This window comes from Cryobacterium sp. Y29 (assembly GCF_002929825.1).
GTDB lineage: Bacteria > Actinomycetota > Actinomycetes > Actinomycetales > Microbacteriaceae > Cryobacterium.
The window spans coordinates 118,858-138,830 of sequence record NZ_PJJN01000034.1; the positions used below are offsets into that span (position 1 = coordinate 118,858).

The 19,973-nt window shown below is 65.1% G+C and carries 16 protein-coding genes and 1 pseudogene; 4 read left to right on the plus strand and 13 right to left on the minus strand.

Going from position 1 to position 19,973, the window contains the following annotated elements:
• Nucleotides 1-12 precede the first annotated feature (12 nt).
• Nucleotides 13-1,863 carry a glutamine--fructose-6-phosphate transaminase (isomerizing) gene (gene glmS, locus CXY74_RS10830; protein WP_104200443.1) on the minus strand — a complete coding sequence of 617 codons (1,851 nt, stop codon included), beginning with the start codon at nt 1,861-1,863 and terminating at the stop codon, nt 13-15.
• 34 nt (nt 1,864-1,897) lie between these two features.
• On the opposite strand from glmS, the gene coaA reads away from it, so the two are divergent.
• The 3 genes and pseudogenes from coaA to CXY74_RS18395 form a co-directional block, all read left to right on the plus strand.
• On the plus strand, nt 1,898-2,854 hold the full coding sequence (coaA, locus tag CXY74_RS10835) for a type I pantothenate kinase (protein ID WP_104200444.1): 957 nt from the start codon (nt 1,898-1,900) through the stop codon (nt 2,852-2,854).
• Nucleotides 2,855-3,034: 180 nt separating this feature from the next.
• Nucleotides 3,035-8,785: a pullulanase-type alpha-1,6-glucosidase gene (gene pulA / locus CXY74_RS10840; protein ID WP_199183209.1), complete on the plus strand. Its 5,751-nt coding sequence runs from the start codon at nt 3,035-3,037 to the stop codon at nt 8,783-8,785.
• Nucleotides 8,786-8,797: 12 nt separating this feature from the next.
• Nucleotides 8,798-9,040 (plus strand): annotated as a pseudogene (locus CXY74_RS18395) (hypothetical protein); the annotation flags it as partial.
• 40 nt (nt 9,041-9,080) lie between these two features.
• Here CXY74_RS18395 and glmM read toward each other — a convergent pair.
• From glmM to truA, 4 genes are all read right to left on the minus strand, one after another.
• Nucleotides 9,081-10,442: a phosphoglucosamine mutase gene (glmM, locus tag CXY74_RS10845; protein WP_104200445.1), complete on the minus strand. Its 1,362-nt coding sequence runs from the start codon at nt 10,440-10,442 to the stop codon at nt 9,081-9,083.
• 19 nt (nt 10,443-10,461) lie between these two features.
• Nucleotides 10,462-10,947: a 30S ribosomal protein S9 gene (rpsI, locus tag CXY74_RS10850; RefSeq protein WP_104193372.1), complete on the minus strand. Its 486-nt coding sequence runs from the start codon at nt 10,945-10,947 to the stop codon at nt 10,462-10,464.
• Between the two features lie 50 nt (nt 10,948-10,997).
• A complete protein-coding gene (gene rplM, locus CXY74_RS10855) occupies nt 10,998-11,444 on the minus strand; it encodes a 50S ribosomal protein L13 (RefSeq protein WP_104083755.1) in 447 nt (148 codons plus the stop codon).
• Between the two features lie 132 nt (nt 11,445-11,576).
• Nucleotides 11,577-12,527 (minus strand): tRNA pseudouridine(38-40) synthase TruA, encoded by a 951-nt coding sequence (gene truA / locus CXY74_RS10860; RefSeq protein WP_233193340.1) that lies wholly within the window; start codon nt 12,525-12,527, stop codon nt 11,577-11,579.
• A 91-nt stretch (nt 12,528-12,618) separates the two neighbouring features.
• Between truA and CXY74_RS10865 the strand changes: the two genes are divergently transcribed.
• Nucleotides 12,619-14,577 (plus strand): acyltransferase family protein, encoded by a 1,959-nt coding sequence (locus CXY74_RS10865; RefSeq protein ID WP_104200446.1) that lies wholly within the window; start codon nt 12,619-12,621, stop codon nt 14,575-14,577.
• A gap of 3 nt (nt 14,578-14,580) precedes the next feature.
• Here CXY74_RS10865 and CXY74_RS10870 read toward each other — a convergent pair whose 3' ends face one another.
• The 8 genes from CXY74_RS10870 to infA form a co-directional block, all read right to left on the minus strand.
• Nucleotides 14,581-15,624 carry a GNAT family N-acetyltransferase gene (locus tag CXY74_RS10870; protein WP_104200447.1) on the minus strand — a complete coding sequence of 348 codons (1,044 nt, stop codon included), beginning with the start codon at nt 15,622-15,624 and terminating at the stop codon, nt 14,581-14,583.
• A gap of 38 nt (nt 15,625-15,662) precedes the next feature.
• Complete coding sequence (locus CXY74_RS10875; protein ID WP_104200448.1) at nt 15,663-16,706, minus strand: GNAT family N-acetyltransferase; 1,044 nt, start codon at nt 16,704-16,706, stop codon at nt 15,663-15,665.
• 88 nt (nt 16,707-16,794) lie between these two features.
• Nucleotides 16,795-17,370 carry a 50S ribosomal protein L17 gene (rplQ, locus tag CXY74_RS10880; protein WP_104200449.1) on the minus strand — a complete coding sequence of 192 codons (576 nt, stop codon included), beginning with the start codon at nt 17,368-17,370 and terminating at the stop codon, nt 16,795-16,797.
• A gap of 50 nt (nt 17,371-17,420) precedes the next feature.
• A complete protein-coding gene (locus CXY74_RS10885; RefSeq protein ID WP_104200450.1) occupies nt 17,421-18,410 on the minus strand; it encodes a DNA-directed RNA polymerase subunit alpha in 990 nt (329 codons plus the stop codon).
• 133 nt (nt 18,411-18,543) lie between these two features.
• The gene (gene rpsK / locus CXY74_RS10890) at nt 18,544-18,942 is read right to left on the minus strand and encodes a 30S ribosomal protein S11 (RefSeq protein WP_035834641.1); all 399 of its coding nucleotides are present in this window, start codon (nt 18,940-18,942) and stop codon (nt 18,544-18,546) included.
• Nucleotides 18,943-18,988: 46 nt separating this feature from the next.
• Nucleotides 18,989-19,363, minus strand: coding sequence for a 30S ribosomal protein S13 (gene rpsM, locus CXY74_RS10895; RefSeq protein ID WP_092449488.1), 375 nt, complete (start codon nt 19,361-19,363; stop codon nt 18,989-18,991).
• A gap of 155 nt (nt 19,364-19,518) precedes the next feature.
• Nucleotides 19,519-19,632, minus strand: a complete 114-nt coding sequence (rpmJ, locus tag CXY74_RS10900) for a 50S ribosomal protein L36 (protein WP_104200451.1) — start codon at nt 19,630-19,632, stop codon at nt 19,519-19,521.
• A 67-nt stretch (nt 19,633-19,699) separates the two neighbouring features.
• Nucleotides 19,700-19,921: a translation initiation factor IF-1 gene (gene infA, locus CXY74_RS10905; protein ID WP_035834638.1), complete on the minus strand. Its 222-nt coding sequence runs from the start codon at nt 19,919-19,921 to the stop codon at nt 19,700-19,702.
• Between the last annotated feature and the right edge of the window lie 52 nt (nt 19,922-19,973).

Here is a 19,973-nt window from a genome sequence, read left to right on the forward strand (position 1 = left end):
CCTCGACTGGCGCTACTCGACCGTGACGGACTTTGCGAGGTTGCGCGGCTGGTCGACGTCGAGACCCTTGGCGATAGCCAGTTCCATGGCGAACATCTGCAGCGGCACCACGGCCAGCAGCGGCTCGAACAGCGGCGCCGCGAGGGGAATATGAATGACAGTGTCGGCAAACGGCAGCACCGCGGCGTCTCCGACCTCGGCAATGACGATGATGCGAGCGCCGCGGGCCCGGATCTCCTGAATGTTGGAGACGACCTTCGGATGCAAATGGGCTGAGCCGCGCGGGCTCGGCACGACGACGAAAACCGGCTGGCCGGGCTCGATCAGGGCGATCGGGCCGTGCTTGAGTTCACCGGCGGCGAAGCCTTCGGCGTGGATGTAGGCGAGCTCCTTGAGCTTGAGCGCACCCTCGAGCGCGATCGGAAAGCCGACGTGGCGGCCGAGGAACAGTACCGCGCGGGTGTCGCTCATCCAGCGCGCCAGCTGGCGCACCTCGTCTTCAACACCGAGAACGGTCTGGATCTTCTCCGGAATGGCCTGCAGTTCGGCAACCTGCTCGGCCTGCTCGGCAGCACTCAGGCTCCCGCGCACCCGGGCGAGGTGCAGGGCGAACAGGTAGAGGGCGGTGATCTGGGCCACGAAGGCCTTCGTCGACGCCACGGCAACCTCGGGCCCGGCGTGGGTGTAAATCACCGCGTCACTCTCCCGCGGGATGGTCGCGCCCTGCGTGTTGCAGATGGAGATGGCCTTGGCGCCGAGCGACATGGCGTATTTGACGGCCATGAGCGTGTCCATGGTCTCGCCGGACTGACTGATCGAGATCACCAGGGTGTCGTCGCTGAGTACCGGGTCGCGATAGCGGAACTCGTGGCTGAGTTCGACGTCCACCGGCACCTGCGCCCACTTTTCGATGGCGTACTTGGCTGTCTGGGCAGCGTAGGCCGCAGTTCCACAGGCGATGATCACGATACGACGGACGCCAGCGAGCACGTCGTCGCCGAATTCGGTCAGTTCGGGAACGACCACCTGTTCGGCGGTGATACGCCCGCGAAGGGTGTTGGCGACGGCATCAGGCTGCTCGGAGACTTCCTTCGCCATGAAGCTGGTCCAGCCTCCTTTTTCACTGGCGGAGGCATCCCAGGCAATGTCGAACTCTTCGGTCTCGACGGGGTGACCGTCGAAGTCGGTGACGGTGACGGCATCCGCTGTGATGGTGACGATCTGGTCTTGCCCGATGGCGACGGCGCGACGGGTGTATTCGACGAACGCCGCGACGTCGGAGCCGAGAAAGTTCTCGCCCTCGCCGAGACCGATGACGAGCGGCGAGTTGCGGCGGGCTCCGACGACGATGCCGGGCTGGTCCTGGTGCACGGCGAGCAACGTGAACGCTCCGTCGAGGCGTGCCACGATGGTGCGGAAGGCCTCGGCCAAATCGCCGACCCGCTGGTATTCACGGCCGAGTAGCACCGCCGCGACCTCAGTGTCGGTCTCACTCAGAAAGGTGAAGCCTTCGGCGAGCAGTTCGCCCCGCAGCTCGGCGAAGTTTTCGATGATTCCGTTGTGGATGAGGGCGAGTTTGTCGTTGTCGCCGAGATGCGGGTGCGCGTTTTCGTCGTTGGGACCGCCGTGTGTGGCCCAGCGGGTGTGACCGATTCCGGTCGTGCCGTCGTTGATGGGGTGGGCTTTGAGCTCCTTGGTCAGGGCCGACAGCTTGCCGGCCTTCTTGGCCGTGTTGAGCACCCCGAATTCGTCGATCACGGCGATACCCGCGGAATCGTACCCACGATATTCGAGTCTTCCGAGACCTCCCATGAGAACGTCAACGGTCTTATTGCTTCCGACATAACCTACGATTCCGCACATAGAGATCGATTTTAGTCGGACTAAGCTTGGGGGAATGTCCGATCTGGTGCTGGCCCCTGTAGTGAATGGTCACGGTACCCCTTTTGTAGAGCTCGACCGAGCGGACTGGGCGGCCCTCGCGCCGACCACTCTGCGGCCGCTCAAAGAGACCGAGATCGTGCAATTGCGCGGCATCGGTGAGCCGCTCGACATCAACGAGGTGACGGATGTCTACCTTCCGCTCAGTCGCCTGCTCAACCTCTACGCGGCGAATGCCCGCACCCTGCACCGCGCAACCAGCGGATTCCTCGGGCAACGCGCTCGTCCCACTCCGTTCGTGATCGGCGTGGCCGGCTCGGTTGCGGTGGGCAAGTCGACGACCGCCCGACTGCTGCGCGAGATGCTCGCCCGTTGGGACGACACCCCCCGGGTGGAACTGGTCACAACCGACGGCTTTCTGTTTCCCAATGCCGAACTCAATCGCCGCGGCCTGATGGAGCGCAAAGGATTTCCAGAGTCCTACGACCGGCGTGCGCTACTGCGCTTCGTCAGCGCGGTCAAGAGCGGCGCCCCGGAGGCGCGGTCACCGTTCTACTCGCACCTGAGCTACGACATCGTTCCCGACGCGCAGATCGTGGTGCGACAACCCGATATTCTCATCGTCGAGGGCCTCAACGTGCTGCAGCCTCCCACCCCTGGGCACGGTCTCTCGGTCAGCGACCTGTTCGACTTCACCATCTATGTGGATGCTCGCACCCAGGACATTGCCCGCTGGTATGAGGAACGATTTCTCAAGCTGCAGCGCGGGGCGTTCGCCAACCCCAACTCGTTCTTCCACCGCTACGCGGCGCTCACCGAAGACGAAGCGCGCGGCAAGGCCCGCAGCATCTGGACCAGTATCAACCAGCCCAACCTACTGCAGAACATTCGCCCTACCCGGTCGCGCGCGACCCTGGTACTGCGCAAGGACCCCACGCACGCCGTCTCCAAGGTACTGCTGCGCAAGGTCTGACCGGTAACCGTTGGTCGAGCCTGTCGAGACCCCCGTTAGGTGGCAGGCCGATCAGCCGTGATTCTTACGACAGGGCGATCCACCGAGCAATCCGTGCAAACGCTTGCAGTCTGTTCCCCATGAAGGGTAGCGTCTGATCCGTTGTCCTTTGCGCTTTCCGGCGCCGAACGAAGGAAGTCAATGCTGACTAGCCAGATCACCGCACGCCGATTCCTGGCCACGATCGGTTCAGGGGCGATTCTCGCCTCCGGTCTCGTCTTCGCACCCGGTGCAGCGGCAGCGGCCACGCCGACCGTGGCCCTCGTCGGCAGCCTGCAGAACGAGCTCGGTTGCAGCGAAGACTGGGTTCCGGCCTGCGCGGCCACCGAACTGGTCCCGACCGGCACCGAGGGAATCTGGGCGGCGGACTTCACCATCCCCGCTGGCAGCTACGACTACAAGGTAGCCCTCGACGACAGCTGGGACGTCACCTACGGCCTGGATGGCGGCGCCGACAACATCCCGCTGACCATCGCGGGCGAGAGCACCCTGCGGTTCAGCTTCGACCTCGCCAAGAAACGGGTGGGACTGCAAGCGCTGTCCCTGGCCGGACCGTACTCAGAAGCTGATGCGTCGCTGGCGACGGACCCCATTCGCCAGCCCGGCAGCGACGAGCAGTTCTATTTCGTGATGACCGACCGGTTCCAGGACGGCGACCCGAGCAACAACACCGCTGGCCTCGGCGCCGACCCGATGGTCTCCGGCTTCGACCCGACCGACAAGGGCTTCTACAACGGCGGCGACCTCGCGGGCCTCCGCTCCTCCCTCGACTACATTCAGGGGCTCGGCACCACCGCCCTCTGGCTCACCCCCTCGTTCATGAACAACCCGGTGCAGGGTGAGGGGCCCAACGCCTCGGCCGGTTACCACGGCTACTGGATCACCGACTTCACCCGGATCGATCCACACCTGGGCACCAACGCCGAACTCGAGGCGCTCATCGCCGACGCGCACGCTCGCGGCGTCAAAGTCTATTTCGACATCATCACCAACCACACCGCCGACCTGATCGACAACGCGGAGAAGACATACGCCTACATCGACAAGGCCACGTCCCCGTACACGACCGCAGCGGGCGACGCCTTCGACCCTGCCGACTACGCGGGCACGGACAACTTTCCCGAGCTGGACGACACGTCCTTCCCGTACACACCGACCGTGACCCCGGCCAACGCCGACCGCAAGGTGCCGGCCTGGCTGAACGACACCACGCTCTACCACAATCGTGGTGACTCGACCTTCGAGGGAGAAAGCGCCCTCGACGGCGACTTCTCCGGCCTCGACGACCTGATGACGGAAAACCCGGCCGTCGTGGACGGCTTCATCGACATCTACAAGACCTGGGTCGACTTCGGCATCGACGGCTTTCGCATCGACACCGTCAAGCACGTCAACCTCGAGTTCTGGCAGACCTGGTCGACTGCGGTGCGGGACTACGCACACGCCCAGGGCAAGCCTGACTTCTTCATGTTCGGCGAGGTCTACGACGCGAATGCCGCCACAACCTCCCCCTACGTGCGCGACACCGACCTCAGCTCGGTGCTCGACTTCGGATTCCAGTCACAAGCTACGAGCTTCGCAGCCGGCAACTCGGCCCAAGGCCTCAGCCAGCTGTACGCCAGCGACGACCGCTACACCACCCCCGACTCCAACGCCTACGCCCTGCCGACCTTCCTCGGCAACCACGACATGGGTCGCATCGGCTCGTTCCTGAAGAGCTCCGATTCGCCGGTGCAACGCGACAAGCTCGCCCATGAACTGATGTACCTCACTCGCGGCCAGCCCGTCGTGTACTACGGCGACGAGCAGGGCTTCGCCGGCACCGGCGGCGATAAGGACTCCCGCCAGTCCCTGTTCGCCAGCCAGGTCAGCGACTACACCGACCAGCCGTTGATCACGGGAGAGACGGCGGGATCGGTCGACAGGTTCGATACGGATGCTCCGTTGTACACCCATATCAGCGCGCTGTCCGCGCTCCGCACAGCGCACGCGGCCCTGGCCACCGGCGCCCAGATCGAGCGCTACGCCGACACTGGGGCCGGCGTCTACGCCTTCAGCCGGGTCGATCGCACCGAGAAGATCGAACACCTCGTCGCCGTCAACAACTCCGCCGCAGTCAAGACCGTCACCGTCCCCACCCTCACCGACAGCGCGGCCTTCTCAGTGCTGTACGGAGCCGGAGCGGCTGCAACCGCCACCGCCACCGCCACCGGCGAACTCGAGGTGACCGTACCCGCGCTGGGGTCGGTCGTGCTCGTCGCCGACCGCACGGTCACGGCGCCCACCGCCGCCACCGCAATCACGGTCGCCGCCCCGATGGCCGGCGCCGGCGTATCCGGAGTGTCACCCGTAGGTGCCATGGTCGACGACTCAACTTGGGCCGAGACCGGCTTCGCGTGGCGCGTTGTCGGCTCGCCCGACTGGACCCCCCTCGGCACCGCCGAGGACACCACCCCCCGGGTCTTCCACGACACGGCCGGTCTGGCCGATGGCACCCTGGTCGAGTACCGTGCGGTGACCACGGATGCCGCGGGCCAGCGCGCGGCCGCCTCCACCTTCGCCTCCGTGGGCAACACGGTTAGCCTGGCCGAAACGGGCACCTCGGCGCCCGCCATCGACCTCGTCACCGTGGCCGGTGACCTGAACTCGGAGATCGGCTGCGCGGGCGACTGGCAGCCCGGCTGCGAGGCAGCCAAACTCACCCAGCGCGCCGACGGCATTTACGCCGGCACCTTCGATCTGCCGGCCGGAACCTACGAATACAAGATCGCGATCAACGGCTCCTGGGACGTCAACTACGGGGCCGGTGGCGTGCCGAATGGCTCGAACGTCTCCTTCACCGCGCCCGGCGGACCGGTCACCTTCTACTTCGACCCCCGCAACAACTTCTTCCAAAACACCGCGCAAGGCCCGATCGTCGTAGCCGCCGGTTCCTTCCAGGAGGAAGCCGGATGTCCCGCGGATTGGACACCCGACTGTCTCGCCACGTGGCTGCAGGACGTCGACGGCGACGGCATCCTCACCTGGACCACCAGCACCCTGCCCACCGGCAGTTACGAAGGCAAGGTGGCGCACAATCTCAGTTGGAACGAGAACTACGGCGCGAACGGCGCGCCGAACGGCGCCAACATCGGCTTCAATGTGACCGACGGAGAAGCGACCGCCTTCAGCTACGATCTGGCCAGCCACGTGCTCACCATTGACACCGCCAGCCAACCGCTGGCCGGTACCGGCGCCCAGCGCGCCCACTGGATCGACGACAAGACGCTGGCCTGGCCGCGCGACCTGCTGCCGGTCAACGCCGACCCCGCCGACCTGGTCTACGCCCTGCACTCCTCGTCCGACGCCACGCTGACGCTCGCAGACGGTGCAGTGACCGGCGGCGACACCGTGCAACTCGCCTACGACCCGGCCGGCCTGACCGACGCACAGAAGACGTCGTTCCCAGCGCTGGCGCACTCCGCCGTGCTGCGACCCGTGGACACGAACCGCGCCGCCGTCGAGCGGCTGCTCACCACGCAACTGCAGGTCAGCCAGGCCGGGTCCGACGGGGTGCTCACCGCGCTCACCGGGGTGCAACTGCCCGGGGTGCTCGACGACCTCTACGCGGATGCCGCGGCCTCCACGACGCTCGGTGTCACCTGGTCGAAGGAACGGCCGAGCGTCGCAGTTTGGGCGCCGACGGCGCAAAAGGTGGACCTGCTCGTCTGGACCGCCGGCGATGCCGCCGAACCCGAGCGGGTCACCCTCAATCGCCAGAAGGACGGCACCTGGTCGGCGAGCGGCGCCAAGGACTGGGCCGACGCATCCTTCGTGTTCGAGGTGACGGTGTTCGCACCCAGCACGGGCACCATCGAAGTGAACCAGGTCACCGACCCGTACTCGGTGGCGCTGACGATCAACTCCACGCGTTCGGTGTTCGTCGACCTGGCGAACAAAGATTACCGGCCGAAGAAGTGGGAGAAAGCCGAGTCGCCCACGATCGACAACCCCGTCGACCGGTCGATCTACGAGCTGCACGTTCGGGACTTCTCAATTTCCGACGAGACCATGCCCGAAGCTCTGCGCGGCACCTATGGCGCGTTCGATGTGGACAGTGCCGGTACCAGGCACCTGGCCGAGCTGGCGGATGCCGGGCTGAACACCGTGCACCTGCTGCCGACGTTCGACATCGCCACCATCGAGGAAGACCGCGCTGCGCAGGCCACGCCTGCGTGCGACCTCGAATCATTCGGTCCGGCCTCACCCGAGCAGCAGGCCTGCATTCAAGCCACTGCCGACACCGATGGCTTCAACTGGGGATACGACCCGCTGCATTTCCAGGCCTCAGAGGGCTCGTACGCGGTGAACCCACGCGGCGGGGCCCGAGTGGCCGAGTTCCGCGGCATGGTCGGGGCCTTGCACGAGGACGGCCTGCAGGTCGTGCTCGACAAAGTCTTCAACCACACGAACGCCAGCGGCCAGGCCGCCACGTCGGTGCTCGATCGCGTCGTACCCGGCTATTACCACCGGCTGAACCCGCTCGGAGCGGTCGAAACGTCCACCTGCTGCCAGAACGTGGCCACCGAACACCAGATGGCCGAACGGCTGATGGTCGACTCGACCGTGCTCTGGGCCCGGGAATACAAGGTCGACGGATTTCGGTTCGACCTCATGGGGCACCACTCCACGGCCAACCTGCTCGCAGTACGGGCGGCCCTCAACCAGCTCACCGAGAAGAAGGACGGCGTCGACGGCAAGGCAATCTACCTCTACGGCGAGGGCTGGAACTTCGGCGAGGTAGCCGACAACGCCCTATTCGAGCAGGCGACGCAGGGTCAGCTCGGCGGCACCGGCATCGGTACCTTCAACGACCGGCTGCGTGACGCCGTGCACGGCGGCAGCCCCGTCGATGGCGGCACCGTGCAGCAGCAGGGTTTCGGCACCGGTCTCGGCACCGACCCGAACGGCGCGGCCATCAACGGCACGCCAGAGCAAGCACTCGAGCAGCTGACCCAGGCCAGCGACCTCGTGCGACTCGGACTGGCCGCGAATCTGCGGGACTTTAGCTTCGTGACCGCCGACGGAACCGTCAAGCGCGGCGACGAACTGGACTACAACGGGTCACCGGCCGGCTATGCCGACCAGCCGGCCGAGGTGATCAACTACGTCGACGCGCACGACAACGAGACGCTCTTCGACCTTCTCGCCCTCAAGATGCCGGCCGACTCGGCGATGACCGACCGGGTGCGGATGAACACCCTGTCCCTGGCGACCGCGACCCTGTCCCAGGCTCCGTCGCTGTGGCACGCCGGCACCGACCTGCTGCGCTCCAAGTCCCTCGACCGGGACAGCTACAACGCCGGCGACTGGTTCAACCGCATCGATTGGACCGGCCAGACGAACAACTTCGGGGTGGGGCTGCCGTCGGCGGGATCCAACCAGGACAAGTGGGACATCCAGCGCCCGTTGCTGGAAAACCCGGCTCTCGTGCCGACACCGGCCGACATCGCCGCGGCGTCGAGCCAGGCCAAGGACCTGCTGCGGCTCAAGCAGTCGACCGAGCTTTTCCGGCTCGGTGACGCCACGCTCATCACGCGGAAGCTGAGTTTTCCAGCCAGCGGACCCACGGCCATCCCCGGTGTCATCGTCATGCGCATCGACGACACCGTCGGCACGGATGTCGATCGCAGGCTGGACGGGCTGATCACTGTGTTCAACGCGAGCCCCGAGGCGCAGACCATCACCCTGGCAGACCTGGCCGGCATGACCTACACGCTCAGTAGCATCCAGGCCAATGGCACGGATGCCGTGGTCAAGACAACCACCTGGGACCGGGTGTCCGGCACGGTCACCGTGCCTGCCCGCACCGTGGCGGTGCTCGTGGACGACCAGAAGAAGCGGGGGAAGTAGCCGGGAGCGGGCGGGGCGTTCGCCAACCCCAACTCGTTCTTCCACCGCTACGCGGCGCTCACCGAAGACGAAGCGCGCGGCAAGGCACGCAGCATCTGGACCAGCGTCAACCAGCCCAACCTACTGCAGAACCTACGTCCAACCCGGTCGCGCGCGACCCTGGTACTGCGTACTGCTACGCAAGGTCTGACCCCCGCGCACACACGCGCTCTGTGCGGACGGGGCCTGGGCCCCGAACGCGGGCCCAGTTTATAGGCTGGGCCCGGGGACGGGGCCCGGGCCCCGTCCGGTAGGGCTAGAGGGGCAGGCGCTCCCGCACCACGTCGGCAAGGGAGTGCGCCAGGCGGTCGGCAGTCGGCTGGTCGGCGGCTTCCACCATGACGCGCACCATCGGCTCGGTGCCGGAGGGGCGCAGCAGCACCCGACCGGTGTCGCCGAGTTCGGCTTCGGCCGCGAGTACGGCTTGGGCGATGTCGTCATCGGCGCCGAGACCCGTGTGGTTGACACCACGCACGTTCACCAGAATCTGCGGGTACACCGTCATAACGGAGGCCAATTCGGCCAGCGTCTTACCGGTGCGCGCCATTTCGGCCACGAGGTGAAGCCCGGTGAGAATACCGTCACCCGTGGTGGCGTACTTGGTCATGATGACGTGACCGGACTGTTCGCCGCCGAGGGAATACCCGTGGGCGTTGAGTTCTTCGAGCACGTACCGGTCGCCGACCTTGGTCTGCACCACGGTGATGTCGTTGGCCGCCATGGCCTTCCGCAGGCCGAGGTTGCTCATGACGGTCGCCACGAGTGTGCGGTCTTTCAGCACCCCGCGTTCGGCCATCGACACGGCGAGGATCGCCATGATCTGGTCGCCGTCGACAATGTTGCCATCGCGGTCCACCGCGAGGCACCGGTCGGCGTCGCCATCGTGCGCAATACCGACGTCGGCACCGTGTTCGAGCACGGCTCGGGCGAGGTTGTCGAGGTGGGTCGAGCCCACGCCATCGTTGATGTTGAGACCGTCAGGGTCGGCGCCGATCACGGTGAGGCGAGCGCCGGCATCCGTGAACACCTGCGGCGACACGCCGGCGGCTGCGCCGTGGGCGCAGTCGAGCACGACGTGGATGCCATCGAGGCGGTGCGGCAAAGTGCCGAGCAGGTGCACCACGTAGCGGTCTTCAGCGTCGGCAAAACGACGAATGCGCCCTACGTCGCCGGCGATCGGCATCAGCGTGTCGCGACCGATATAGGACTCGATACGGTCCTCGACGTCGTCGGGAAGTTTGGTTCCGCCGTAGGCGAAGATTTTGATGCCGTTATCGGGCGCCGCGTTGTGGGAGGCAGATATCATCACACCGAAGTCGGCACCGATATCGTTGATCAGAAAGGCTGCGGCGGGTGTTGGGATCACTCCGGCGTCGAGCACGTCGACACCGCTGGAGGCCAGGCCGGCCGAGACGGCAGCGTTGAGGAATTCACCGGAAATTCGCGGGTCGCGGGCGACCACTGCCACGGGGCGGCGGCCCGCTGCGAGGCGTGCTTGGGCACGACGACCCTTGGTCAGCACTGCGGCGCTGGCTTGGGCAAGGCTCAGGGCCAGGCCAGCCGTGAGATCACGGTTGGCCAGGCCCCGAACGCCGTCCGTGCCGAACAGACGAGTCATATCGTCGTCGGCTTTCGGGTTAGCGCTTGCTGAACTGAGGTGCCTTACGGGCCTTCTTGAGTCCAGCCTTCTTACGCTCCTTGACTCGAGCGTCGCGGCTGAGGAAGCCGTTCTTCTTGAGGATGGCGCGGTTGTTCTCTTCGTCGATCAGGTTGAGCGAGCGTGCGATGCCGAGGCGAAGCGCGCCGGCCTGGCCGGACGGGCCACCACCGGTGATGCGGGCGATGACGTCGTACGAGCCGAGCAGGTCAAGCACCTTGAACGGGTCGTTGATCAGTTGCTGGTGCAGCTTGTTCGGGAAGTAGTCGGCGAACTCGCGGCCGTTCACAACGATCGTTCCGGAGCCGGGGACGATGCGCACACGGGCGATAGCCTGCTTGCGACGGCCAACGGCTGCGCCGGGAACGTTGAGGACGGCGCGGGGCACCTTGGTTACGGTTTCGGCCGGAGTCTCGGTGGAATAGCTCTCCGGAGCCTGGTCAATCTGGTCTGCGATCTTCGCCACGATGATGGGAATCCTTTTTATCTAAGAGTCGAGAAGTCTGGATGCCGGCGCTACTGCGCGACCTGGCTGAGGGTATACGGCGTGGGCTGCTGAGCGGAGTGCGGGTGCTCAGGGCCGGCGTACACCTTCAGCTTGGTGAGCTGGGCGCGACCGAGCGAGTTCTTCGGCAGCATGCCGCGAATCGCTTTTTCAACCGCACGGGTCGGGTGCTTCTCGAGCATCTCGGAGTAGTTGGTCGCCGTGAGGCCGCCCGGGTAACCGGAGTGGCGGTACGCGATCTTCAGGTCGAGCTTCTTGCCGGTGAGGGCAACCTTCTCAGCGTTGACGATGATGACGAAGTCGCCACCGTCCATGTGCGGGGAGAAGGTGGCCTTGTGCTTGCCGCGCAGCAGGATTGCCGCGTGGCTGGCCAGACGTCCGAGAACGATATCGGTGGCATCGATGACGACCCAGTCGTGCTGGAGTTCGCTTGCCTTGGGGGTGTAAGTGCGCGTCACTGTTGTGCTGCTTTCTTCTTTTTCGAACGGAGGTGTTCGTGAATCCCGCTCCGGGTGTGTTCTCGTGAGGAGAACACTGTCGATGGAGGGCTCACGTTCGGGTGCCGCGCTGCAACGCACAGACACCAAGGGTCAACGATAGTCGGCCGCGACCGTGGGCGCAACTTGGGCAGTGGCCGGCAGTGACCGCCGGTTGCGCGTGTCGATGGCACGCTGTGCCAAGGAAGCGTCATCGGGGTAACCGACGTCGACGAGTGTGAGGCCGTGCGCCTGCATCACCTTGAACTCGCTGATGCGGTGTTTGTCGAAGTGCAGGTGGGCAAGGGTACTACCGTCGAGGCGCCCCTCCCCCACTGCCACGCAGGCACCGACCATGGCGCGCACCATGCTGTGGCAGAAGGCATCCGCTTTGATACTGGCAATAACCAGCCCATCGTCGTCGCGGTACCAGCGAAAGTCCTGCACGGTGCGAATGGTCGTAGCCCCCGGGCGCGGCTTGCAGTATGCGGCAAAGTCGTGCAGGCCGACCAATGTCGCCGCTGCGGCGTCCATCGCGGCGAGGTCCAATTTAAACGGATGCCACGTCGTGCGCAGGCGCTGCTGCGGGTCGTGCAGGGCGAGCGGATCGGCGATGCGATATTCGTAGCGGCGCCACATGGCCGAGAACCGGGCGTCGAAGCCACCGGGCACGACCGTGGCGCGGCGCAGCACGATGTCGGGCTTGGTGACGAGGATGCCGCCGAGGCGGCGCAGCACAGCAGTGCCGAGGTCGACCGGTGGGCGGTTACCGGTGCCCCGCTGGATACGGACGAGGGAGTGGGCTTGTTCGGCAGTGAGGTCGAAGTGGGCAACCTGCCCGCGGGCGTGCACCCCGGCATCCGTGCGGCCGGCGACGATGAGGGTGGGATGCGGGGGAAAGCTTTGCAGGATGCCCGCGAGCCCCTTTTCGATGTCGGCCTGAACGGTGCGAAAGCCAGGCTGCCGGGCCCAACCGGTGAAATCGGTGCCATCGTAGGCAAGGTCGAGGCGGATGCGCGTGGAGCCGAGCGCTGCGTTCGCGGCGCGGGGCACGAAAAGATTCACGAGGGTAAGCCTAGGCGGCGCGCTCGGGTTATCGTTGAGTCCGGCCTATGGCCTACCCCCATAAAGAGTGCCAAGAAACGCTGTGTTGCCCATGACTCGTTCCCCACTGTCGTTCCCGTTCACCGGGAGGACTCGGTCAGCACCGTCCGCAATCGGGCCCGCGAACACACCCGTCCTGGGGCCTCAAAACGACCCGAGCAGGGGCCGACTGGCCGGCCTCGACGGCCTGCGCGCCCTGGCCGTCATCGCCGTCGCGCTCTATCATTTTTTTCCGGCGATGCTGCCGGGCGGCTTCATCGGCGTCGACGTTTTCTTCGTCATCAGCGGTTTTCTGATCACCGGTTTACTCGTTTCCGAGCACACTCACACCGGGCGCATCTCCCTGCGTCGGTTCTGGCAACGGCGCGCGCGTCGACTGGTACCCCCACTCATTCCAGTCGTCCTGATCTGCTGCACCATCGCGTTTGTCATTGGCGGCGACGTGCTCGTGGGTCTCGGCGGGCAACTGCTCGGGGCCAGCACTTTCGGCTACAACTGGGTGTCGATCGCAAACGACGCCAGCTATTTCAGCCTCAACGAACCCGAACTGCTGCGCAACCTCTGGTCGCTTGCCGTAGAAGAGCAGTTCTACCTGGTCTGGCCGTTGCTCCTGATGGCCGTCCTGCTGGTTCGCCGTCCCCGCGTGCGATTAGCCATCGTCACCACACTTTTCGTCGCTTCGGCCCTATGGATGGGACTGCTCTACCAGCCCGGCGCCGATCCCACCCGGGTGTACTACGGCTCGGACACACACAGTTTCGGCTTATTCGCGGGCGCCGCCCTCGCTTTGCTGCTCCGCCGCCCGAACGGGCAACGCAACGAACTGCCCCGGATGCGTCCGTGGCTCGGCGGCGGCGCAATTCTAGCGATCATCGCCTTCGCCCTCTGGCTACCGGAAGACGGCACCATAACCTACCGCGGCGGCCTCGTCGCGGTATCCCTAGCCACGTCCGTCGTCATCTGGGCGGGAGTACGCGGTGGCCGGTTCGGGCGCCTGCTCGATGCAGCCCCGCTCCGCTACCTCGGTGAGCGCTCCTACGGCATCTACCTGTGGCACTGGCCGGTGCTCGTGCTGGTCCAACTGCTCTGGCCGGCGTCGTCCCCGGCCGGCAGCCTGCTGCCGATCGGTCTGCTCGCCTCGGTCATCACCGTGGTGCTGGCAGGCGCGTCCTACCGCTGGCTGGAAGTGCCGATCCGGCGGACCGGCGTGCGCGGCAGCATCCGTCGAATCGGTGCGCTGTGGACCGGGCCTACCCGTCGCCGCCGCTTGGTTGCGGCGACGGCCGCCTTGTCGCTGCTGCTGCTGGTCGGCGGCACCACGGCCGCCGTCGTCGCCGCGCCAGCGCAGACCTCGGCGCAACTGCGCATCGAACGGGGTCAGCGGGCAATGGATGCTGCGGCGCGGGTCGCCGCGCAGGCGGCGGCCACCGAGGCGGCCCGCCAAGCCGCAGTTGCCCCCGCCCTGGCCGAGAGCCCGATCACCGCCATCGGCGACTCGGTCATGCTGGCCTCGGCGCCGGAGTTGCAGGCCACCTTTGCGGGGATGACCGTTGACGCGTCGGTCTCCCGCGGGATGTATTCCGCAGACGACATATTGGCGGCCCTCGCGGCGGCGGGCCAGTTACAGCCCGTTGTGGTGATCGGCCTCGGCACCAACGGGCCGATCACGACCGATGAACTCACCGAGATTCTGCGCATTCTCGGGCCCGACCGGCGGCTCGTGCTCGTGAACGCCTACGCCGAACGCGACTGGACCGCCGCAGTAAACGCACGGCTGGCTGATTTCGCTGCCGGCAATCGTCGGGTCGAGCTCGCGAACTGGCACGACGCGATCGCGGGGCGACTCGACCTGCTGGCCGGCGATCACGTGCATCCGGGGCCAACCGGCGGCCAGGTCTACGCCGACGAGGTGCATGCCGCGCTGGAGCGTCTCTCGGCGGTGCCGCCGCTGCCCGACAACAGCTGGCTGATGCGCGACCCGGACGCGCCCAGTTCGCCGCCGTACCGCTGAGAATCAGAACTCGAGCACGTAGGCGAGCTCCCGGTTGGTGGCGAAAAAGCCCATGCCCGTGTACAGGTCGAGCGCACCGGTCGGGCTCGCCGAGTCCACATCGAGGGTGGCGCGCTCGTGCCCGGCGGCGCGGCTGGCGGCCAGCTGCGCCGCTAACAGGGCCTGCGCGATGTGCCGCCCGCGCCATCCGCTCAGCACTCCAACGAGCCCGATATAGCTGCTGCGGTAGCCAGCCGCCGCCCAGTCCTGTTCGTTGACGCTCGACATGATGAAACCGACGACGTGCTCACTGCCGTCGGGTTCTGTTCCGAACGCGACGAACGAGAGGTCGTCGACGAAAGAGGGGCCGGTCACGTAGGAGTTCCAGCTTTCGTCGGGAATCGGCTGGCTGGACCAGTGGTCCATGAATGCCGCGTCGCGTGCGGCGTGCACGGCGTTCGAGAGCTCCGGCGTATAACCAGCCAGACGGATTCCCGCGGCCAGCACGAATTCACGAATCGGGTCGACGAGCATGCGGTCGAGCGAAAGGAAGTTTCGGGTGCACGCTAGATCGAATCGTTCGTAGAGACTGACGTTCTGTGGGGCACGCTCGTCACAGGATGTGGAGATCCAGCCGGGCAGCAGCTTGTCGGAAGTCGCCAGTTGCTGTTTACCGCGGGCTACCTGCCAATTCAGCAGTTCGCGACCGATGCCGCGGCCGCGCATTTCGGGCAGTACCCCGCCGCCGAGGTTGGATTTCACCAGCGTCTCCTGCCCCGGCTGAAGCAGCACGAGACCGTGGGCGACGAGGCGCCCGTCAGCGTCGAAAGCGACGAGGGTGTCGGCGTCAACGTCAATGAAGGAGAAGGTGAATGCCTCACTCACGTCATCGCGCTCACGAACGTAGTTGGGGTGGTCGACGCGGCCGATCGCTATTTCGAGCTGCCAGATGGCGTCGGTATCGGCGGCCGTCGCCGGCCGCCACAGGGCGACATCGGCATGGTCGGGAACAGGCAGCGACGAGAGCGCAGTCACGCGCGCAGAGAGCGGAGTCGTGGGAACGGTCATGCCTCACCCTATCCACGCAACCCCGAACGGGGCCAGCGTTAGAACTCGATGGTGTACGCCAGCTTGCGGTGGGTGGGCACGAATCCCATGCCGGTGTAGAGGCCGAGGGCACCGGTGGGGCTGGCCGAGTCGACCGCGAGCGTCACCCGCTCATGCCCAAGAACCTGCCCGGCCGCGAGTTGGGCGGCCAGCAACGATTGTGCAATGTGACGGCCGCGCCATCCGCTCAAAACACCGACCAGGTCGATGTAGCTGCCGGTGAAACCCTGGGTGGCCCAGACGTTCTCGTTCGCCGTCGACAGGACGAAGCCGACGACCCGTTCGGTTCCGGTCGAATCGGTGCCGTAGGCCACAAACGAGAGGTCGGGGCGAAACCACTGTCCGCCGACGAAGGCGTTCCAGTTCTCGTCACTCATCGGCTGGCTGCCCCAGTGGTCCATGAACGCGTCGTCGCGGGCGGCGTGCACTTCGGTCGCGGCGGCGGGGGCATAGACGGCGATGCGGATGCCGTCGGCCGCGTCGACGACGCGCACCGGGGCATCCAGCGGTCGCTCGAGAGTGAGAAAGTAGCGCTCGAGGGTCAGGCCGCCGCGCTCGAACAAGGCCGCGTTCTGCGGTGAGCGTTCGTCGGCATAGGTGAGGATCCAACCGGGCAGCGCTTGGGTCGACGACGCGAGCTGCTGCTTGGCCCGGCCCAGCTGCCAGGCCAGGAGTTGACGGCCGATGCCGCGGCCGCGCAGTGACGGGTGCACCCCGCCGATCGGCATCGATCGCACCAGAGTCACCTGACGAGGCGGGAACATGACCATGCCGACCGCGACGATACGGCCAGTCTGGTCGACGCCGACCAGCGAGTCGAGCTCCGGGTGAAAATGAGAGTAACCGAAGTCCGCGGCGATCGCGCCGCGCGCCGTGAGGTAGTGGGGGTGGTCGACTTCGCCCATGGCGCGGCGCAGCTGCCAGATACCGTCGATGTCGTTGCTGGTGGCTGCTCGCCAGGTAGCGACGTCCCGGTGCACCGGAAGCACCGGCGCCGGGACGGTACCGATGCGTTCATCCAGCGGAGTTTCGCGTTGATCCATTTTCCAACCCTATCTTCGGCAACCGAGACGGACGGATACACACAAAAAGGGAGGGCCAACAGTTGTTGGCCCTCCCTTGGTGGTGGTGCTACTTCTTGTCGGCCTCATCGGCTGCTGCGTCTTCGGCAGCAACGTCTTCAGCTACGACGTCTTCAGCTACAGCGTCTTCAGCTACAGCGTCTTCAGCTACGACGGTCTCGTCGACGACAACGTCGTCAGCTACAACGTCGTCGATAACGACGTTGTCGCTTCCAACGGGGGTCGCAGCAACGGTCGCGGTCTTGGAACGCTTGACCTTGGGGGTCAGGGGCTCGAGAACGAGCTCCATCTGCACCATCGAAGCGTTGTCACCCTTGCGGAAACCGAGCTTCGTGATGCGGGTGTAGCCGCCCTGACGCTCGTTGACCTGCGGGGCGATAACCGTGAACAGCTCGTGCACGACGGTCTTGTCGGTGATCGTCGCGAGGACGCGACGACGCGCGTGCAGGTCGCCGCGCTTGGCGAACTGCACCATACGCTCGGCGAGCGGACGCAGGCGCTTGGCACGGGTCTCGGTCGTCTTGATCGACTTGTGGGTGAACAGGGCCGCGGCCAGGTTCGCTAGCATGAGGCGCTCGTGCGCCGGGCCGCCACCGAGACGGGGGCCCTTTGTGGGCTTAGGCATTGGTAATCTCCAGTATCAAAAAATCGAAAGGCAGCGTTGAAGCGCGAGCCTTAAATGGTCTCTTCTTCGTAGCCGCTGTAGAAGTGCGCGCCGTCGAATCCGGGAACCGAATCCTTCAGGGACAGGCCGAGCTCAACGAGCTTGTCCTTCACTTCGTCAACCGACTTCTGCCCGAAGTTGCGGATGTTCATCAGCTGGGTCTCCGACAGGGCGACCAGTTCACTGACGTTGTTGATGCCTTCGCGCTTCAGGCAGTTGTACGAGCGCACCGACAGGTCGAGGTCTTCGATCGGAATCGACAGCTCGGTCGAGAGCACAGCGTCAACCGGCGCGGGGCCGATCTCGATGCCCTCGGCAGCGGTGTTGAGCTCGCGGGCCAGACCGAACAGTTCGGTCAGGGTGCGACCGGAGGATGCGATGGCGTCGCGCGGCGAAATAGCCGACTTGGTCTCCACGTCCACGACGAGGCGATCGAAGTCGGTGCGCTCACCGGCACGAGTCGCCTCGACCCGGTAGGTCACCTTGAGCACTGGCGAGTAAATCGAGTCGACCGGAATCTGGCCGGCTTCGGAGAACTCGTTGCGGTTCTGGGTGCTGGAGACGTAACCACGGCCACGCTCAATGGTCAGTTCGAGTTCGAACTTCGCCTTGTCGTTGAGGGTTGCGATCACCAGTTCCGGGTTGTGCACCTCGACGCCGGCCGGAGCCGAAATGTCAGCGGCGGTAACCTGGCCGGAACCCTGCTTGCGCAGGTACGCGGTGATGGGCTCGTCGTGCTCGCTCGAAACGACGAGGCCCTTGATGTTCAGGATGATCTCAGTGACATCTTCCTTCACACCGGGAACGGTGCTGAACTCGTGCAGCACGCCATCGATACGGATGCTGGTTACAGCAGCGCCCGGGATCGAGGAGAGCAGGGTACGGCGAAGCGAGTTGCCGAGGGTGTAGCCGAAGCCGGGTTCGAGCGGCTCAATGATGAACCGTGAACGGAACTCCGAGATGTTCTCTTCGGTGAGCGTTGGACGCTGTGCAATAAGCACTGTTGATTCCTTTCGGCTAAGTGTCCGCTATATGACACTTGCAATGACGAGAGAGTGAAAAGTGAAAGAAAAGAGTCTCGACGGGGCTCGGCAACAATCAAGTACCGAGCCCGTCGAGATGACAGCGTGTGCTTTAGACGCGGCGGCGCTTCGGCGGACGGCATCCGTTGTGAGCCTGGGGCGTGACGTCGTTGATCGAACCAACCTCGAGGCCAGCGGCCTGAAGCGAACGGATCGCGGTCTCGCGGCCCGAACCGGGTCCCTTGACGAAGACGTCAACCTTCTTCATGCCGTGTTCCTGCGCCTGGCGGGCGGCCGACTCGGCGGCCAGCTGTGCGGCGAAAGGGGTCGACTTGCGCGAACCCTTGAAACCAACCTGGCCAGACGAGGCCCAGCTGATGACGGCCCCGGTCGTGTCGGTGATCGACACGATCGTGTTGTTGAACGTGCTCTTGATGTGGGCCTGGCCCACAGCAATGTTCTTCTTTTCTTTCTTACGCGGCTTCCGTACGGCCGACTTGGGTTGTGCCATGAATTTCTCCTGAATCCTAAAGGCGTTAGCGGGCTAGGCCGAGGGCCTAGCGCGCCTTCTTCTTGCCGGCTACGGTGCGCTTCGGGCCCTTGCGGGTGCGAGCGTTGGTTTTGGTGCGCTGACCGCGAACGGGCAGGCCCTTGCGGTGGCGAATGCCCTCGTAGCTGCCAATTTCAACCTTGCGGCGGATGTCAGCGGCAACCTCACGGCGGAGGTCACCCTCAACCTTGAAGGTACCCTCGACGTAGTCACGGAGAAGGACGAGCTGGTCGTCGCTCAAGTCCTTGACGCGGATGTTTCCGTCGATTCCAGTGTCGGCGAGGGTCTTGAGGGCCCTCGTACGGCCAACACCGTAAATGTAAGTCAATGCAACTTCCACGCGCTTATCGCGCGGGATGTCGACGCCGGCTAGACGTGCCATTGTGTCTCCTGTTAGTGATGGAGGTCTGTAACAGCTCCTGTACACCGGCCTCCAGCCGATGGTGTCACCCCGAAGGGTTCCCGGAACTGCTATCTAGATGTGCTTATTTAGTGCGTGTACTCAGGTAAATCTCGAAGCGACAAGTCGCGACGGATTTAACCCTGGCGCTGCTTGTGACGCGGGTTATCGCAGATGACCATCACGTTGCCGTTGCGGCGGATGACCTTGCACTTGTCACAGATCTTTTTGACGCTGGGCTTGACCTTCATGGTGATTCCTTGTTTTTCGCTGTCTTCGTACCCTCGGGATGCCGCGGGCCGTTACTTACAGCAGTCGTTACTTGTAGCGGTAAACGATCCGGCCACGGGTCAGATCGTAAGGACTCAACTCAACGATCACGCGGTCCTCCGGGAGGATGCGGATGTAGTGCTGACGCATCTTGCCCGAGATGTGGGCAAGAACTCGGTGGCCGTTTGACAGCTCAACGCGAAACATCGCGTTGGGCAGAGCTTCGACTACTGCGCCCTCGATTTCGATGACACCGTCTTTTTTGGCCATACCCTCACTGTCGCTCTGTATTGATTGCTGGTCATGCGGGATTGATGCCGGA

What these genes read in the sequence shown, in the direction of transcription:
- glmS (WP_104200443.1), bottom strand. Translation starts at nt 1,863, where the DNA reads ATGTGCGGAATCGTAGGTTATGTCGGAAGCAATAAGACCGTTGACGTT.
- coaA (WP_104200444.1), top strand. Translation starts at nt 1,898, where the DNA reads ATGTCCGATCTGGTGCTGGCCCCTGTAGTGAATGGTCACGGTACCCCT.
- pulA (WP_199183209.1), top strand. Translation starts at nt 3,035, where the DNA reads ATGCTGACTAGCCAGATCACCGCACGCCGATTCCTGGCCACGATCGGT.
- glmM (WP_104200445.1), bottom strand. Translation starts at nt 10,442, where the DNA reads ATGACTCGTCTGTTCGGCACGGACGGCGTTCGGGGCCTGGCCAACCGT.
- CXY74_RS10865 (WP_104200446.1), top strand. Translation starts at nt 12,619, where the DNA reads ATGACTCGTTCCCCACTGTCGTTCCCGTTCACCGGGAGGACTCGGTCA.
- CXY74_RS10870 (WP_104200447.1), bottom strand. Translation starts at nt 15,624, where the DNA reads ATGACCGTTCCCACGACTCCGCTCTCTGCGCGCGTGACTGCGCTCTCG.
- CXY74_RS10875 (WP_104200448.1), bottom strand. Translation starts at nt 16,706, where the DNA reads ATGGATCAACGCGAAACTCCGCTGGATGAACGCATCGGTACCGTCCCG.
- rplQ (WP_104200449.1), bottom strand. Translation starts at nt 17,370, where the DNA reads ATGCCTAAGCCCACAAAGGGCCCCCGTCTCGGTGGCGGCCCGGCGCAC.
- rpsK (WP_035834641.1), bottom strand. Translation starts at nt 18,942, where the DNA reads ATGGCACAACCCAAGTCGGCCGTACGGAAGCCGCGTAAGAAAGAAAAG.
- rpsM (WP_092449488.1), bottom strand. Translation starts at nt 19,363, where the DNA reads ATGGCACGTCTAGCCGGCGTCGACATCCCGCGCGATAAGCGCGTGGAA.
- rpmJ (WP_104200451.1), bottom strand. Translation starts at nt 19,632, where the DNA reads ATGAAGGTCAAGCCCAGCGTCAAAAAGATCTGTGACAAGTGCAAGGTC.
- infA (WP_035834638.1), bottom strand. Translation starts at nt 19,921, where the DNA reads ATGGCCAAAAAAGACGGTGTCATCGAAATCGAGGGCGCAGTAGTCGAA.